13 protein-coding genes and 1 pseudogene are annotated in these 15,793 nt (G+C 64.9%); 3 read left to right on the forward strand and 11 right to left on the reverse strand.

The window, feature by feature from the left end; translation table 11 throughout:
* Nucleotides 1-3: 3 nt before the first annotated feature.
* The 11 genes and pseudogenes from V5B59_RS12855 to V5B59_RS12905 form a co-directional block, all read right to left on the reverse strand.
* Complete coding sequence (locus tag V5B59_RS12855) at nt 4-507, reverse strand: hypothetical protein (RefSeq protein ID WP_248595108.1); 504 nt, start codon at nt 505-507, stop codon at nt 4-6.
* A gap of 95 nt (nt 508-602) precedes the next feature.
* Complete coding sequence (locus tag V5B59_RS12860; protein WP_308240208.1) at nt 603-1,088, reverse strand: DUF262 domain-containing protein; 486 nt, start codon at nt 1,086-1,088, stop codon at nt 603-605.
* The gene (locus tag V5B59_RS12865) at nt 1,085-1,795 is read right to left on the reverse strand and encodes an RES family NAD+ phosphorylase (RefSeq protein ID WP_332351947.1); all 711 of its coding nucleotides are present in this window, start codon (nt 1,793-1,795) and stop codon (nt 1,085-1,087) included. Before V5B59_RS12865 ends, V5B59_RS12860 begins: the two co-directional genes overlap by 4 nt.
* Nucleotides 1,792-2,229, reverse strand: coding sequence for an antitoxin Xre-like helix-turn-helix domain-containing protein (locus V5B59_RS12870; protein WP_169072123.1), 438 nt, complete (start codon nt 2,227-2,229; stop codon nt 1,792-1,794). Before V5B59_RS12870 ends, V5B59_RS12865 begins: the two co-directional genes overlap by 4 nt.
* Before the next feature lie 213 nt (nt 2,230-2,442).
* Nucleotides 2,443-3,318: a maltoporin gene (locus V5B59_RS12875; RefSeq protein WP_332351948.1), complete on the reverse strand. Its 876-nt coding sequence runs from the start codon at nt 3,316-3,318 to the stop codon at nt 2,443-2,445.
* Nucleotides 3,319-3,388: 70 nt separating this feature from the next.
* Entirely contained in the window at nt 3,389-3,745 is a 357-nt protein-coding gene (locus V5B59_RS12880; RefSeq protein WP_332351949.1) for a carbohydrate porin, read from the reverse strand.
* Between the two features lie 237 nt (nt 3,746-3,982).
* Nucleotides 3,983-5,747, reverse strand: a pseudogene (locus tag V5B59_RS26485) (PTS fructose-like transporter subunit IIB).
* A 19-nt stretch (nt 5,748-5,766) separates the two neighbouring features.
* The gene (locus V5B59_RS12890; protein WP_332352195.1) at nt 5,767-6,558 is read right to left on the reverse strand and encodes a 1-phosphofructokinase family hexose kinase; all 792 of its coding nucleotides are present in this window, start codon (nt 6,556-6,558) and stop codon (nt 5,767-5,769) included.
* Complete coding sequence (locus V5B59_RS12895) at nt 6,501-6,743, reverse strand: hypothetical protein (protein WP_332351950.1); 243 nt, start codon at nt 6,741-6,743, stop codon at nt 6,501-6,503. Before V5B59_RS12895 ends, V5B59_RS12890 begins: the two co-directional genes overlap by 58 nt.
* A gap of 136 nt (nt 6,744-6,879) precedes the next feature.
* Nucleotides 6,880-9,342 (reverse strand): phosphoenolpyruvate--protein phosphotransferase, encoded by a 2,463-nt coding sequence (gene ptsP / locus V5B59_RS12900; protein ID WP_169072117.1) that lies wholly within the window; start codon nt 9,340-9,342, stop codon nt 6,880-6,882.
* Between the two features lie 90 nt (nt 9,343-9,432).
* Complete coding sequence (locus V5B59_RS12905) at nt 9,433-10,221, reverse strand: DeoR/GlpR family DNA-binding transcription regulator (protein ID WP_034909069.1); 789 nt, start codon at nt 10,219-10,221, stop codon at nt 9,433-9,435.
* Between the two features lie 555 nt (nt 10,222-10,776).
* Between V5B59_RS12905 and V5B59_RS12910 the strand changes: the two genes are divergently transcribed.
* The 3 genes from V5B59_RS12910 (at nt 10,777) to V5B59_RS12920 (ending at nt 15,684) form a co-directional block, all read left to right on the forward strand.
* On the forward strand, nt 10,777-14,313 hold the full coding sequence (locus V5B59_RS12910; RefSeq protein WP_169072116.1) for an indolepyruvate ferredoxin oxidoreductase family protein: 3,537 nt from the start codon (nt 10,777-10,779) through the stop codon (nt 14,311-14,313).
* Between the two features lie 40 nt (nt 14,314-14,353).
* Nucleotides 14,354-15,157 carry a class I SAM-dependent methyltransferase gene (locus V5B59_RS12915; protein ID WP_332351951.1) on the forward strand — a complete coding sequence of 268 codons (804 nt, stop codon included), beginning with the start codon at nt 14,354-14,356 and terminating at the stop codon, nt 15,155-15,157.
* A gap of 80 nt (nt 15,158-15,237) precedes the next feature.
* Nucleotides 15,238-15,684 (forward strand): PhaM family polyhydroxyalkanoate granule multifunctional regulatory protein, encoded by a 447-nt coding sequence (locus tag V5B59_RS12920; RefSeq protein WP_169072114.1) that lies wholly within the window; start codon nt 15,238-15,240, stop codon nt 15,682-15,684.
* The last annotated feature ends 109 nt before the right edge of the window (nt 15,685-15,793 follow it).

Consider the following 15,793-nt stretch of genomic DNA (forward strand, 5'->3'; position numbering starts at 1 on the left):
GATTCAGCCCTCCTCGTCGTCGACGATCAGCGACGCAATCCTCGGCCGATCGGGCTCGTCCCAGCGGGCATGGCGAGCGAAGAAGATCTCTACGCGCGGCCGCATCCACTCGGCGCGCAACTTCAGGAAAGCAGCGCTATCGCCGTCGTCGATCGCCTGTCGCGCGGCTGCGCTGATGCCATGCGACAGCAGGAGGCGGGAATCATCGATCCCGGCCAGCAGGCGGCGTATGCCCCTCTGGTGTGGCGGCTGGATGAGCCGGTTGGCTGCCGATTGCAGCGCTTCCACAGCTTCGCCGGCACGCACTGGAAAGATCTGTAACAGTGGTGATGAGTCATGGCCCGACTGGACCTGGCTCATGAGTTGCCCGGCGGCCAGCCTTTCACCGGTGACCAGGTCTCGTGGTTCGAGGCTAAACAGGACAAGGGCCAGCAGCTTGCTCGCCGCGAAGCGGAAATTGAAGCGATCGGCGACGTCGGGTATGGCCGACGGTTTTCCGCTGACCATCTCCAGCATCCCATTGACGGATCGTTCCTCACTTTCCGGGAGAATTCGCGCCAGGACCTTGCGCGTCGAAACCTTGTCTCCCTGGTGAGCGCCATTCAGCGCGACGGATCGGCACGGCGTTTGCCGATGGCAGGAGGAATCACAAAGTCCGCCGCGTCGAGGTCGACGTACAGGGCGAAGTCGTCCGAGTCCGGGTCGGCAGCGAGCAATATCCGGGCGAGGGAGACAATTCGCTGCTGACCATCGACCACCCACAAGGCATTCGGCATCTGCGGAGCAGGCAGGGTGAGCGATCCGAAACGCACTTCGCCCGCCGGCGCCGCTGCTTCCCAGAGCAGGAGCGTTCCCACCGGATAACCCCGAAAAAGGCTTTCCAGCAGGAGACTGGCATTCATGCGGTCCCATTTGAGGCCGCGCTGGAAACTGGGAATGCGAACCCGGCCGCTTGCCACCATCTCCAGCAGATCCTGGACGCTGAAAGTCCGCGCTTCCGGGCGTCTGTCGAGCAGCGCAGTCGTCGTGTGCTTGGCCGCGGTCGTCATGGCTGTGGTCGGGTTGACAGGTTGGGTCGATTGTTTCACAAGCCTCCTGTTTCCTGGCGGTCCAGTTTCTCCACCTGGGGTTGCCGGCTGCCCGCCCAGGTCAGGCGAAACGACGCGGCGCGGCGCGGATTGCCGACCAGCGCCGGCCGGAAGCAGGCGAGGTTGGTGCCGCCGGCGCGGCGCACGCTGGGGTAGATGATTCCCAGCGAGCCGGCGTCGAGCAGGCGTGCCGCGAGACCCTGCGAAGCGACATAGCTGCCGGGGTCGAGGCAGGCGGCAAAGGCCGGCGCGTCGCGCAGATCGTGGAACTCGCTGCTGAAATCCGCGAGCAGTTCCTGGTAGTTGACGCTGTCGTCGAAGCGGCCGATTTCCTGGTACTCGACCGTCTTGTGGAAAATGATCTCGGCCAGTGCCGTTTCCAGTTCGAAAGCGCAATACCAGGCGCCGCGCTCGCCGTCGTTGAAGCGGCTGCCTTCCGGGCGAGGGTAGGTGAAGGCGGCATTGACGATGCGGAAGTTCGGCACGCCGAAAACCAGTTCGTCGACGCCGATTCCCGGCAGCCCGCCGCGCTCGCCGATCAGCCTCTCGTTGGTGGCGTTGTCGAGTTCGAACAGGTCGCGCAGGTGGTCGAGGTTCTCGGCGATTGCGGTCAGCACCGAATCCTCGCGCTCGGCAAAGCGCGAAGGAATCAGCCGTACCGTATCGATCCGGCGCAAACGCGACAGGCGCGGCAGTGGCGGGTTCATATGCCGCCGCGCCGCGCTTCGAGCAGTTTGCGAACGGTCTGCATCGCCAGCAGACCGCCGCCAAGCATGAAAGCGAGCGGCGAGCGGCCGGCAAAAATCCGGTTGCTGTTCGGCAGGCTGATCCACTCGTCGGCCAGCTTGTCGCCGTAGAGAATGTGCAAGGCCTTGTAGATGCCGATCAGGTACGAGATGCGCGTGATCCGGTCGACTTCGAGCAGCCGGTCGGGGTTTTTCTTCCACTCGTAGAAGGCGCTGCTCGACAAGCCGCCGAGCAGCTCGCGTGCGTCTTCGTCGCGCAGCCGCCAGGCAGTAGCCAGATTGAAGAAGCCCTGTAGCGCCGACTTCGACAGACGCTCGCGCTCGGCGCGCGCATTGAGATCGACAAGAGCCGCCGGTTCGAAGCGGCTGGCGGGGTAGGCATAGGCAAGGTTCATCATGCAACTCCTTTCCAGGACAGTTTACACTCCGTTTGTGTAAATGCAAGGGATTCGGCCGAGTGGCCGGGTGCCCGCAAGCCGAACGACCTACCGCGAAGTACCACGGCAGCGATGTGCGTAACGACGGCCCGCTGGCGGCCGCCGACATCCGATGACAGTCGCAACCGCATTCGATCGAGATGATCCTGCCGCCGCTGGCGGTGGTGGTGCTCAGGCCTGACCGGTAGACGACCGCTCACCACCAGCCTTCGAATTGCAGGCCGATCGTCGAGCCCTGATTGCCGCTGGCGAAGATGCCGGTCGAGGCGGTCGAGGCGACGGCGGAATTGTCGAGCTGTTGGCCGCCAGCGCCGCCGCTTCGTTCCAGCGCGCGTAGGTATAGAAGAAGCGCAGTTCGGGGCGCGACCAGAAGCCGCGGGCCATCGCCAGCGTCGGCGCGATCGTCAGTTTGGTCAGGTTGCGCGTCTCGCCGGCGCTCGGTTTGACCCGGTCATGCCCGAGTTCGCCCTGGAGCTTCCAGTGCTCGGTGAGGCCGTAGGTCAGGCGGCCGCCGAGCGAGGTCCAGGTCTGGTCGCCCGCGGGTGACTCGTCCTTCTGGTATACCGCCGTCAGCATGCCGCCGAGCTTCGGCGTCAACTGCGCGTAGATGCCTTCGACGACGCGCCAGCGCTTGTCGGCAGTGGTATTGGTCAGCGGCCCGGTGCTGCCGAGCCCGGTTCCCGGCCCAACCCCGTACTGCACGGCGAACTTGTTCCAGCCGTCGCCCAGAATGTTGCTCTGGCGATGCTGCACGGTCACCGACCAGCCGGAATCGCCGCCGGTATTGACATGGCCGGATTCGGGAATCACGCTCAGGCCGAACTCGAGCTCGCCGTTCGGATTGGCCTTCAACCCGCGCACCTGGAAATCGTAGCGGTCGGCCTTGATCGGCTGGTCCTGGTTGTCCTCGCGAAAATAGGCGAGGCTGACCTTGACGCCGCCGATGGCGATGTCCTCGACGCCGCCGCCGAGACCCTGCGGGTTCCAGTAGAAGAAGTCGTTGATGTGGATGTCTTCGCGCTTGTAATAGCGCCGGCCGGCCCACACGGCGCCGCCGTTGAGAAGTGACAGCTTCTCGGCGGCACGTAGGCCTGAGCGACACGCCCCTCGGTGCCTGTTACCCGGTGTTGTAGGCCGTCGGTGTGTTCAGGCTGAACATCGTATTCGCCGTGAGCGTCGCGCCGTCGGCAAAACTCGCCAGTTGCTTGCCGACAAACAGTTCGCCGTAGACCTCGCACTCGTTGCCGAGCCGGTACTTGGCTTGCGAACCGGCCAGCTGGAAGCAGGCGGCCCGGCTGCCTTCCGAGTTGATGCCGCTCAGGGCGCGCAGATAGCCGGCGACGACGAGATCCCTGGCATCCTTCGCGAGCTTCGGGGCCAGCTCGAGCGGTATTTCCGGCGCCTCGACGCCGCCGACATCGGTATCGACGACCTTCGGGTCGCCGGCCTCGCAGCGCCGGCGGGCTGGCCGCACAGCAGAGGGCAGAAGGACGCGACAAGCGGCGTGACTGAGCTAAGGGATGTTTGCGCATGGTCAGATCCTTCCTTCCAGGAAATTCGGGCAAGAGATGCCCCCTGCCGTGCCCGGCACCGTCAGGTGGGGCCGTAAAAGCCGCGTCAGCGACTCTCTACCGTCCCGCAAGCGGCTGAGGAGTCGGAGTTCAGGGAGGCGGAGGAGGAGGCTCCCCTCGCCCGGCGTCGGGCTAGGCGGCTACGGCGCCGTATCCTCGGCCAGGGGTTTCTTGAGCACGATCAGGGCCAGCGTGGTGACCAGGGTGCCGGCGGCGATGGCGCCGACGTAGGGCAGCAACTGGCCGACGGCGTTGGGAATCGCCAGCACGAAGATGCCGCCGTGCGGCGCGTGCAGCGTGCAGCCGAAAAACATCGACAGCGCGCCGGTCGTCGCCGCGCCGGCGACACAGGCAGGAATCACGCGCAGCGGATCCTTGGCCGCGAAGGGGATCGCGCCTTCGGTGATGAACGAGATGCCGAGCACCGCGGCGGCCTTGCCGGCAATCTGTTCGTCGACCGAGAAGCGGTTCCTGGCGACGAAGGTGGCGAGCGCGATGCCCAGCGGCGGCACCATTCCGGCAGCCATGACCGCCGCCATCGGCATGAAGGTGTTGCTCGCCAGCAGGCCGACGCCGAAGGTGTAGGCCGCCTTGTTGATCGGTCCGCCCATATCCACCGCCATCATGCCGCCGAGCAGCAGGCCGAGCAGGACGGCATTGGTGCCGCTCAGGCTCTGCAGGAACTGGGTGAGCCCCTCCATGATCGCGCGCGCCGGGCTGCCGACGACATAGATCATCAGCAGACCGACGACCAGCGTAGCGAGCAGCGGAATCAGCAGCACCGGCTTCAGGCCTTCGAAATGGACCGGCAACTTGATGTGGTCGCGCAGGTAGCGGGCGACGTAGCCGGCCAGGAAGCCGGCGACGATGCCGCCCAGGAAGCCGGCCTGCAACTGGCTGGCCAGCATGCCGCCGACGAGACCCGGCGCCAGTCCGGGCCGGTCGGCGATGGAGAAGGCGATGAAACCGGCGAGCACCGGAATCATCAGCGCGAATGCCGCGCCACCGCCAATCTCCATCAGGCTGGCCGCCAGGTGCCCTTTCTCCTTGAACGCCTCGATGCCGAAGACGAAGGAGAGAGCGATCGCCAGACCGCCGGCGACGACGATCGGCAACATGTAGGAAACGCCGGTCAGCAGATGCTTGTAGGCCCCAGCCGGCTTCTCGGCCGGCGCGCCTCTGCCTGGGCGGCCGCGCGCACCGGCGCCGCGCCACTTGGCGGGGGCAGCGCGAAGGCTTCCTGCAGGACCTTGTCGGTTTCCTTCAGCGCCCGGCCGACCGAGGTTTCATACACTGCCTTGCCGGCGAAGCGGCTGGTATCGACGTGCGTGTCGGCGCCGATGATCACCACGTCGGCGGCGGCGATCTCCTCGGCGGTGAGCGTGTTCTTGGCGCCCACCGAGCCCTGCGTCTCGACCTTGATCTCGTAGCCGTGCTGGGCGGCGGCCTTCTTCAGCGCTTCGGCGGCCATGAAGGTGTGCGCGATGCCGGTCGGGCAGGCGGTGATGGCCACGATCTTTGACGTCGCCACTGGGGCGGCCGCTTGGGCCGTGGCGGCGACCGGCGGTGCCGGCCGTGTTCGGCTGGCGCTCGGCGCGGATGCCGATCAGGCCAGGGCCGGCTCGATGACCCCCGCGGATCGCGGATCGCCACGCTGGTACTGGTTTCATGGACCGCCTTGCCGGCAAAGCGGGTCATTTCGACGTGCGTGTCGGCGGCGAGGATGACCAATTCGGCGGCGGCGAGATCGGCCTCGTCGAGGATATCTTTGGCTCCGGCAGCGCCCTGGGTTTCGACGCGGATGCTGTGGCCCATCAGTGCGGCGGTCTTCTTCAGGGCCTCAGCGGCCATGTAGGTGTGGGCGATGCCGGTGGGGCATGCGGTAACTGCAATGATCCTTGCCATGTGTGTACCTCTTTCGTGATTACTCGATGCCGACGGGCGGCCTGTCAGGTCCGGCGACCTGGCGTACCGTGACTTGCGCCATGAATGACTCGATGATTGCCGGCGACGGCAGGCGTGGCCCGAGCTGGGTCAGCGCGCCGAGGGCGCTGGCGGTAGCCAGGCGCGCGCAGTCCGCCAAGTTCCAGCCGCGCAAACTGCCGGCGACGAAGCCCGCGACCATGGCGTCACCGGCGCCGACCGTGCTCTTGACCTCGACCGCCGGCGGGATGGCCCGCAGACAGTCATCGGCGGTGACGAACAATGCCCCTTCGCTGCCCATCGACACCACCACGCAACCCAGCCCGGCGGCGAGCAGCTGGCGCGCCGCGCGGATCACCGACGCCTGGTCGGGTAGCGGCGAGCCCACCAGTTCTTCCAGTTCGGCGATGTTGGGTTTGATGGCCCAGGGCCCGGCGGTGATTCCATGCCGCAGGGGGTCGCCGCTGCTGTCGAGCAGCACTCGCTTGCCTGCCGCCTTGAGCCGGCGGATCAGGTCAGGGTAGTAGGCAACAGGAACGCCGGCGGGAACGCTGCCGGAAAGCACGAAGCAGTCGTGGTCGGCGAGCAGGGCTTCGATCGTCCGCGCCAGTTCGGCGAGGTGGTCGGGAGTCGCGGCGGGGCCGGGAAAGTTGATGTCGGTGATCCCCTGCGACGTCTCGTCGATGATCTTGACATTGACGCGGGTCTTCCCAGGGACTCGCACGAAGGCGTCGGTCATCCCCTTGCTAGCAAAGAGTTGCTCGAAAACTCCCGCGTTGTCGCGCCCGAGCAGGCCGCTGACGGCAACGCGAAACCCAGGTCGGCAAGGAAGGAAGCGACGTTCACTCCCTTGCCGCCGGGGTCCGATTGCTCCCAGGCGACCCGGTTGACGCTCCCGGCCGCGAAATCGGGAATCGCCACGCTCTGGTCGATGGCCGGATTGAGGGTAAGGGTGGCGATGCCTGTCGATCGATTCATGGTCGTCTTATCCATTAATGTGAAAGTCGCGTATGCGACTCACGAATCTCCCCTCCCCCCTCGCGGGGGAGGGGCCGGGGGAGAGGGAAACGGTCATGACTTTCATGATCGGGGGTGTCTGGAAAAGTCATGGCCGTTAGAGGGCGCGCACTTCGGCGGCGCTTTGACAGGCCAGGGCGCGCTTGGCCAGGGCCTGCATGTCTGCCAGAGACTGGGCGCGCAGCCGGGACTTGATCGCCGCGATACTGGGGATGCTCATGCTCAGTTCGGCGACGCCGAGGCCGGCGAGGATCATGGCGCCCTTCGGATCACCGGCCATGCCGCCGCACACGCCGACCCATCGGCCGGCGGCCGTGGCCGCCTTGACGGTCATGTCGATCATGCGCAGCACCGCCGGGTGCAGGGCGTCAGCCTGGCGCGCCAGGCTCGGATGCCCCCGGTCCATCGCCAGCACATACTGGGTCAGGTCGTTGGTGCCGACCGAGAAGAAATCGGCGTGCACCGCGAGTTCCGGCGCCATCAGCACCGCCGAGGGCACTTCGATCATGATGCCGATATCGACGACGGCAGCGCCGAGTTCGACGCGGACCTCTTCCGCGATGGTGCGGGCGGCGCGCAACTCTTCAACGGTGGCGATCATCGGGAACATGATCTTCACCGGGCCGGTCGCGGCGGCGCGATAGATGGCGCGCAACTGCGGCCGAAAGAGGTCGGAGCGGGCGAGGCACAGACGGATGCCGCGCACGCCGAGGAAAGGGTTCTCTTCGGCGGGCAGCGACAGGTACGGCACTTCCTTGTCGCCGCCGATGTCAAGCGTGCGAATGATCAAGGGCAAACCGTTGAGCGCGCGCGTCATCGCGCTGTAGGCGATGAACTGCTCGTCTTCGCTGGGCGGTTCGGCACGTTGCAGAAAGAGGAATTCGCTGCGCAACAGGCCAATCCCCTCGGCACCGGCGGCCACCGCCTGTTCGGCTTCGGCCGCGCCACCGATGTTGGCCACCACCTCGATGCGGTAGCCGTCAGTGGTGATCGCCGGCTGATAGCAGGCCAGTCGTTCCGCTTCGCGCAGCGCCTGCCACTCGTGCTGCGCCTGGCGAGCCAGCGCCAGGTCGCCGTCACCCGGCTCCGGGTAGAGATTCCCGGTATCGCCGTCGAGAATGCACAGGCTGTCCTCGGCCTGATGCAGCACTGCCGGACCGGCGCCGACGATGGCCGGAATATCCAGCGAACGGGCAATGATCGCGGTGTGCGAGGTCGGGCCGCCACCGGCCGTGCAGATGCCAAGGATCATTGTCGGATCGAGACGCGCGGTGTCGGAGGGTGACAGATCCTCGGCCACCAGGATCACCGGGACGGCAATCGAAGCCGGCTCCTCTTCGAGCGTGTCGGCCAGCAGGCGCAGCACCCGGCGTCCGACATCCTGGAGATCGACCGCGCGTTCCTTGAGCAGCGCATCGTCGAGGGACGCCACTTCCAGTGCGCGTTCGTCGACACTCTGGCGCCACGCCCAGCCGGCGCTGTGTCCGGCCCCGATCAGCCGCTGCGTGGCATCGACCAGATCGGGGTCATCGAGGAACTCTTCATGGGCGCGGAAGATCGCCGCCCGGGCACCGCCGCTGCGCGCCTTGACTTCGTCGTGCAGTTCGCGCAATTGCAGCTTGGCTGTGGCGATCGCCTGCTGCAACCGTGTCTGCTCGTGCGCGGCATCGTTGGCGGTGACGGCGACGACGATCCTCTCGCGCCGGAAGTGACGCAGCGGCCCGATCGCCACGCCCGGCGAGGCGGCGATGCCGGCGATCGCCCGCGCCTGCAGCGTCAGCGTCGGCGCGGCAAAGCCTGCCGGCGGCGCTTCCGCCTCGTCTTCGAGGCCGTGTCGGACCGCCGCCGCCAGGGCTTCGAGCGCCGCATCCTCATCGACGCCGCGCGCCATGATGCGGATGCTGGCCTGCTTGTCGGCGCCGAGCTTCAGCAGCGAGACCAGGCTCTTGCCGTTGGCCACCTTGCTGATGTGGCGGACACGCACCTCCGACTGGAACCGTTTGGCGATATCCACGAAGGCAGTTGCCGGGCGGGCGTGCAGGCCGGCCGGGCCGGTCAGCGAGACATCGACCCATTTGGCGAAATCGTCGGCCGCATCGGCCGGCGCCCCGGTGTTGACGGATCCGCCGTCACGTGGCTGTGTCAGACGCTCGATGATGTCCGCGGGCTCACTGGTCCGCGCCAGGCGTTGCACCGTTTCCGGGTCGTCGAGCACGTCGGTGAGGTTGGCGAGCAGTTCGATATGCTCGTCGGAACGGGCGGCGATAGCGACGACCAGGTACACGGTCTCACCCTGGTTCCACTGCACGCCGTCGGGAAACTGCGTCACCGAGATGCCGGTCTGGATGATCAGTTCCCGGTCCTTGGGCAATCCGTGCGGAATGGCGATGCCGTTGCCGAGATAGGTATTGGCTACTTTCTCGCGCAGCAGCATGCTGTCGACGTAGCCAGGCTGCATATTTCCGCTGTCGACCAGGAGGCTGCCGGCAATGCGGATCGCCTCGGTCTTGTCGCGCGCCTGTGCATTGAGGCGGATGTTTCCCTGAGTCAGGTGGATCATGATCGGTTCCCTTCTGTCGCCCTGCGCCGGCACTGGCCGGAACAGGACTGTTGCGGTGGTCGGAAGCGCCTGCGCGCCATTTCCGGTGAGTTACAGGTCTTCGGCGTAAGTCAGGGTGATGGCAGCGACCCGGGCCGCCTCGACCCCCTCGCGGGCCAGCCCGCGATCGACGATCCAACGCCTCAGGCCGGCAAGCGGCAGGATCGGCGCGAACGATTGCTGACCCCACTTGGCACTGTCGCAGATGGCGCAAACGCTCTTGCTGCGGGCGATGACCGCACGCTTGATCACCGCCTCGACATGATTGGAGTTGCTCCAGCCCTGCGTCGCATCGACGCCGCCGGCGCCCATGAAGAACAGGTCAATCTTCAAGTCGGCAATCTGCGCCAGCGCGACGGGACCGACGGTACTGAGCGCGTTCTGATAAACCTCACCGCCGATCAACTGCAGGTGGTAAGGCGTGCGCCCGGCGAGTTCGGTCGCGATACTGATGCCATGCGTGACGATGTTGAGGTGGGTGACCTGCGGCAGGCCCTGGCCAATCGCCCGTGCCATTTCGCAGGCCGTCGTGCCGGCGTCGAGGTAGACCGTTTGTCCGCTCTTCAGGAGACGCGTGGCAGCACGGCCGACCTGTTGCTTCTGCGCCGACGCCAGCTCCAGGCGCCGCGCATACTCGACGTCACGATTGAGCATCACCGCGCCGCCATGGACCCGGCGCAGCAGTCCGCGGGTTTCCAGTTCGGCCAGATCGCGGCGTACGGTCATCTCCGACAACTGGAACTGCTGTGCCAGTTGCCGCGTGCGGCACTCCCCGCGCGCCGACAGTTCCGACATGATGAGCTCCAGGCGATGATCCGCAAGATGATCACGATCAGCCATGGTCTGGTCTTCTCACTGAGGCGCAAAGCTTGTAGAGAACACTTGCAAGACAGTTCAGCATGTCGAACCCTTTCTGTAATGTGAGATTGTGATGGAATATGTTTGTTCATGCCCACAAAACGAACATTAACGCACATTTTCGAACATAGCAAGGATTTTCTTTGGGGAGATCCACCGGCGCAGCGTTGCCGCCGTGAGCGTTAAGCTGCCACCCGACTTCGGCCTCGAATGCATGACGCCGATCTGCTCTTCCCGATCATCCGTGAACGCGATGAACGGAACGTGGCGCCCGCCGCTGCAGTGATGGTGTTTGTGGCTTGCAAATGATGCCTCGACTCCGTCGCTGAAAGAATTCAACCCTTTCTGCGCCTGTTTCCACTACATTTTGATTGCCATCCTAATGCGGATTTCCGCCCGCACCCGCCAGCGGTCAGATGGATTGCCGGCTTGCCGGCAGTCGGCGAGTTGCGGTATGGGATGCGCAAACGAATACGAATCGTATGCCGGACGACCCCAGGCGTTTCGGTTAACATGCAGCCACCACAGGAGAATCCCATGAGCGATCTCTCGACCACACTCGACAGCCGCTATACGGCTAATTCGGGACGCGTCTTTCTGAGCGGTACGCAAGCCCTCGTTCGCCTGCCGATGCTGCAGCGCATGCGCGACGAAGCGGCCGGGCTGAATACCGCAGGCTTTGTCTCGGGCTACCGTGGCAGCCCGCTGGGAGGACTCGATCAGGCGCTGTGGAAAGCTCGCCCGCATCTCGAGGCCCAGCGCATCGTCTTCCAGCCGGCGGTCAATGAGGATCTTGCAGCCACCGCCGTCTGGGGAACCCAGCAGCTCAATCTCTTTCCCGGCGCCAAATACGAGGGAATCTTCGCCATGTGGTACGGCAAGGGTCCGGGTGTCGACCGCTGTGGCGACGTTTTCCGGCACGCCAATGCGGCCGGCTCGGCAAAGTATGGTGGTGTCCTGGTGATCGCCGGCGACGATCATGCTGCCAAATCCTCGACGCTGCCGCACCAGACCGAACACAGCTTCAAGGCGGTGATGATGCCGGTCCTCTATCCGGCCAACGTTCAGGAATATCTCGATTACGGCCTGCACGGCTGGGCGATGAGCCGCTACTCGGGCTGCTGGGTGGTGATGAAGGCGCTGGCCGACACCGTCGAAACCTCCGCGTCGGTCTCGATTGACCCGCTGTCGACACGGATCCGGCTACCCGACGATTTCGAGATGCCGGCGAACGATCCACACGCCCTCAACATCCGCTGGCCCGATCCGCCCCTGCAGCAGGAAGCGCGCCTGCTCAACCACAAGCTGTACGCGGCGCTGGCCTATTGCCGCGCCAACCAGCTCAACCGGGTGGTCATCGATAGTGCCGACCCGGCTTCGCCTGCCCGCCTGGGAATCATCACCGCCGGCAAGGCCTACCTCGACGTCCGCCAGGCACTCGGCGAACTCGGGATCGACGACGAACTGGCAGCGCAGATCGGCATTCGCCTGTACAAGGTCGGCATGGTCTGGCCACTCGAAGCCGATGGCGTGCGCCGCTTCGCCGAGGGGCTCGAAGAAATCCTGGTCGTCGAGGAAAAACGGCAACTGCTCGAATACCAGCTCAAGGAGGAACTCTACAACTGGCGCGAAGATGTCCGGCCACGCGTCGTCGGGAAGTTCGACGAAAAAGGCGAATGGGCGCTGCTGCCCACCGGTAGCGGGCATCTGACGCATGGCGACTGGCTGCTGCCGGCGGCCGGCGAGTTGTCGGTGGCACAGGTGGCGCGGGCGCTGGCAGCGCGCATCGGGCGCTTCTTCACTTCTTCGGCAATCGAAGCTCGCCTGGCGCTGCTCGAAGCCAAGCAGAGAAGCCTCGCACAGGGGCTGCTGCCGGCGACCGGCATGGCGGCCATCCAGCGCACGCCGTACTTCTGTTCCGGTTGCCCGCACAACACCTCGACGCGCGTACCCGAAGGTTCTCGCGCCGTCGCCGGCATCGGCTGCCACTACATGGTGACCTGGATGGACCGCAATACCGCGACCTTCACGCACATGGGCGGCGAAGGCGTGACCTGGGTCGGGCAGGCGCCGTTCACCCACGAGAAGCACATTTTCGCCAACCTCGGCGATGGTACCTACTTCCACTCCGGTCTGTTGGCGATTCGCCAGGCGGTTGCCGCCGGCGTCGCCATCACCTACAAAATTCTGTATAACGACGCCGTGGCGATGACCGGTGGGCAACCGGTCGATGGCCAGTTGAGCGTCGCACAACTGAGTCGTCAACTGGCGGCGGAAGGCATCCAGCGGATCGTCATTGTCACCGACGAGCCGGAAAAATATCGACAGATCCCTGACCTCGCCCCGAATACGCCGATTCATCATCGCGATGAACTCGATGCCGTACAGCGCGAACTGCGCAATCACCCCGGCGTATCGGTCCTGATCTATGACCAGACCTGCGCCACCGAGAAACGCCGCCGGCGCAAGCGTGGCAAGCTCGCCGATCCGGCCCAGCGGGTGTTCATCAACACGGCGGTCTGTGAAGGATGCGGAGACTGTGGCGTGCAGTCCAACTGCCTGGCAGTGATTCCGGTAGAAACCGAGTTTGGCCGCAAGCGAGCGATCGATCAGTCGGCATGCAACAAGGATTTCTCGTGCATCCATGGCTTCTGTCCCAGCTTCGTCAGCGTCGAAGGCGGCAGACTGCGCCGCGGCCGGGCCATCACTGCTGCGGGAGCGGTGCTGCCGGAACCTCTGCGGCCTGACACCAGGCGCCCCTACAACATCCTGATCACCGGCGTTGGCGGCACCGGCGTCGTCACCCTCGGTGCCCTGCTGGGAATGGCCGCGCATCTCGACGGCAAGGGCGTCTCGGTGCTCGACATGACCGGCCTGGCTCAAAAATTCGGCGCCGTTTTTTCCCACCTCAGGATCGCCGACCGGCCCGAGGACATTCACGCCGCACGCATCGCGACCGGCGAAGCACATGCCGTGATCGGTGGCGACCTGGTGGTCAGCGCCGGCGCCGAGACGCTGTCGAAAGTGCTTGCCGGAAAGACCCGGGCGGTGGTCAACGTCGCCGAAACGCCAACCGCCGAGTTCACCCGCAACCCGGACTGGCAGTTCCCGCAGAAACACATGCAGGAGCAGATCAGTGAAGCGTGTGGCGAGGGCAACACCCTTTTCCTCGACACCGTAGCCATGTCGCGCCGCCTGATGGGGGATGCCCTGTACGGCAATCTGCTGCTGCTCGGCGTCGCCTGGCAGCGCGGACTGGTGCCGCTGTCGCTGGCAGCCATCGACCAGGCCATCGAACTCAATGCGGCCGCTGTCGAGCAGAACCGCCAGGCTTTTCTCTGGGGCCGACGCGCAGCGCACGACCCCGAAGCCCTGCAGAGTCTGCTCAAAGCAGCTGGCATGCCGGCAGCGCAGCGACTTTCGCAGAACCTCGACGAGTTGATCAGCCAGCGTGTCGAGACCTTGACCGCCTATCAGAATGCGCGCTACGCTGAACGTTACCGTGCTCTGGTCGAGCGCGTACGCGCCGCCGAATCTTCATTGCAGTCGACCGCGCTGAGCGAAGTCGTGGCACGCAGCTATTTCAAACTCCTGGCAGTCAAGGACGAGTACGAGGTGGCACGACTGTATTCCGACCCGGCATTCCTCCAGCAGTTGTCCGAAGAATTCGAGGGCGACTACCGCCTGCGTTTCCACCTCGCGCCACCGCTGCTCGCCAGACTCGATCCGGCGACCGGCAGAGTCCGGAAAAGCAGTTACGGGCCATGGATGATGCATGCCTTCAGGGGGTTGAGCCGGTTGAAGAGCTTGCGCGGAACGATCTTCGATCTCTTCGGGAAAACCCGGGAACGCCGGATGGAAAGGCAACTGCTTGCCGACTACGAGGCCGACATCGAACTGATGCTGGCGCGGCTCCAGGAGGAAACCCTGGCCAGTGCCATCGAACTGGCCAAAGTGCCCGAGCAGATTCGTGGTTATGGTCATGTCAAGGCTGCGTCGGTACTGCCGGCACGCGCCAGGCGGGAAACGCTGCGCGCGCAACTGCAGGCCGCGGCAAACACGCAGGCATCCTGACCCTTCCCAGAAATTTCATACCCTTCGCTGCGCAGCCACCATGAGCAAGCCGTTGCCTTTACCCCCCTCTGAACCTGGAGATCCCGCGCCAGCGATGCTCGGTCCGCAGATCCGTCAACTGGCGCTGCAGTTCGCCGCAGCACTGGCCGTTCTTTCGCTGGCCTGGCCTTACTACGGCATCCGCAACGAAGAACTGCCCTGGCCGCAGACGGCTTTCGCCATCGGCGGCATCGCTGCGCTGTTCGCCACCATCAGCCGCCAGCCCTGGTGGTGGCGACTGATGCATGCCCTCTTCGCGCCGCTGGCCTGGAGCGTTTCCCGGCTGGCGATCGACCCCGGCTGGTTCCTGCTCTTGTTCGTTCTGCTGCTGCTCGTGTATCGCGGTGCGCTGACCGGCCAGGTACCGCTCTATTTCTCCAACCGCCCAAGCGCAGCGGCCATCGCCAAACTCACTGCCGACCGGCACGATCTGCGTTTTCTCGACCTCGGCGCGGGCATCGGCAGTGTTCTGATTCCACTCGCCAGTGAGCGACCAGAAGCGCATTTCAGCGGTGTCGAGAATGCACCGGCAACCTGGCTCATTGGCCGCCTGCGCAGCGCCGGCCTCGCCAATTGCGACTGGCGCTGGGGCGACATCTGGCAAACCGATCTCTCCGGACACAACGTGGTATATGCCTTCCTGTCGCCGGCGCCGATGGCAGCACTATGGGAAAAGGTACAAAAGGAGATGCCGCCGGGGAGCCTGTTCGTCAGCAACAGTTTTCCCGTGCCCGGCGTCGCCGCCACGCGCATCATCGATGTCGATGACGCACGGCAAACCCGGCTCTACTGCTACCGAATCTGAATGAATCGACTTGCGCCGCCTCGCCGCAGACCGCAAAACTTTGCTAAGATGAATCACCCCACCACAACCGGAGCACCAAGATGTCCAATCTCGATTCTGCCACTGATCCCCTGAGCTTTGCCAAGAAGATGTGGGGTGGCATGGGCTTTTCCCTGCCGAACATGGTCACCCCTACCCTCAACGTCGAAGAAATTGAACAAAAGATCAAGGATCTCAAGGCTGTAGAAAGCTGGCTGAAAATGAATCTGTCGATGCTGCAGATGACGATTCAGGGCCTCGAAATGCAATGCGTCACCCTCAACGCGGTACGGGCGATGGGCCAGATGGCTGGCAGTTACGCTTCCGGCGCTGGCGGCGACACCAACCAGGCCGGTGGTCTGGTGACTGGCAGCGGCAATGAGGCGCTCAAGCAGGCAGCGCTGTGGCCACTGACCATGCTGCAGCAGATGCAGGAACAGATGCAAAAAGCCGCCGCCGCGGCGTCGGCACAAGTCAGCCAGGCACGCGAAGACACCCCAAAAACATAGAGCGAGGCGCTGCCGGCTAACGGTCATGACTTTGCAAGACACCCCCGATGATGAAAGTCATGACCGTTTCCCTCTCCCCCAACCCCTCCCCCGCAAGTGGGGAGGGGAG

Origin of the sequence: Candidatus Accumulibacter contiguus, from assembly GCF_036625285.1 — a bacterium.
GTDB classification, from domain to species: Bacteria; Pseudomonadota; Gammaproteobacteria; order Burkholderiales; family Rhodocyclaceae; genus Accumulibacter; species Accumulibacter contiguus.

Bases quoted from the DNA above. Each gene is read 5' to 3' on its own strand.
- V5B59_RS12920 (WP_169072114.1), top strand. From the start codon at position 15,238: ATGTCCAATCTCGATTCTGCCACTGATCCCCTGAGCTTTGCCAAGAAG.
- V5B59_RS12905 (WP_034909069.1), bottom strand. From the start codon at position 10,221: ATGGCTGATCGTGATCATCTTGCGGATCATCGCCTGGAGCTCATCATG.
- V5B59_RS12865 (WP_332351947.1), bottom strand. From the start codon at position 1,795: ATGAACCCGCCACTGCCGCGCCTGTCGCGTTTGCGCCGGATCGATACG.
- V5B59_RS12910 (WP_169072116.1), top strand. From the start codon at position 10,777: ATGAGCGATCTCTCGACCACACTCGACAGCCGCTATACGGCTAATTCG.
- V5B59_RS12870 (WP_169072123.1), bottom strand. From the start codon at position 2,229: ATGAACCTTGCCTATGCCTACCCCGCCAGCCGCTTCGAACCGGCGGCT.
- ptsP (WP_169072117.1), bottom strand. From the start codon at position 9,342: ATGATCCACCTGACTCAGGGAAACATCCGCCTCAATGCACAGGCGCGC.
- V5B59_RS12855 (WP_248595108.1), bottom strand. From the start codon at position 507: ATGGTCAGCGGAAAACCGTCGGCCATACCCGACGTCGCCGATCGCTTC.
- V5B59_RS12895 (WP_332351950.1), bottom strand. From the start codon at position 6,743: ATGAATCGATCGACAGGCATCGCCACCCTTACCCTCAATCCGGCCATC.
- V5B59_RS12915 (WP_332351951.1), top strand. From the start codon at position 14,354: ATGAGCAAGCCGTTGCCTTTACCCCCCTCTGAACCTGGAGATCCCGCG.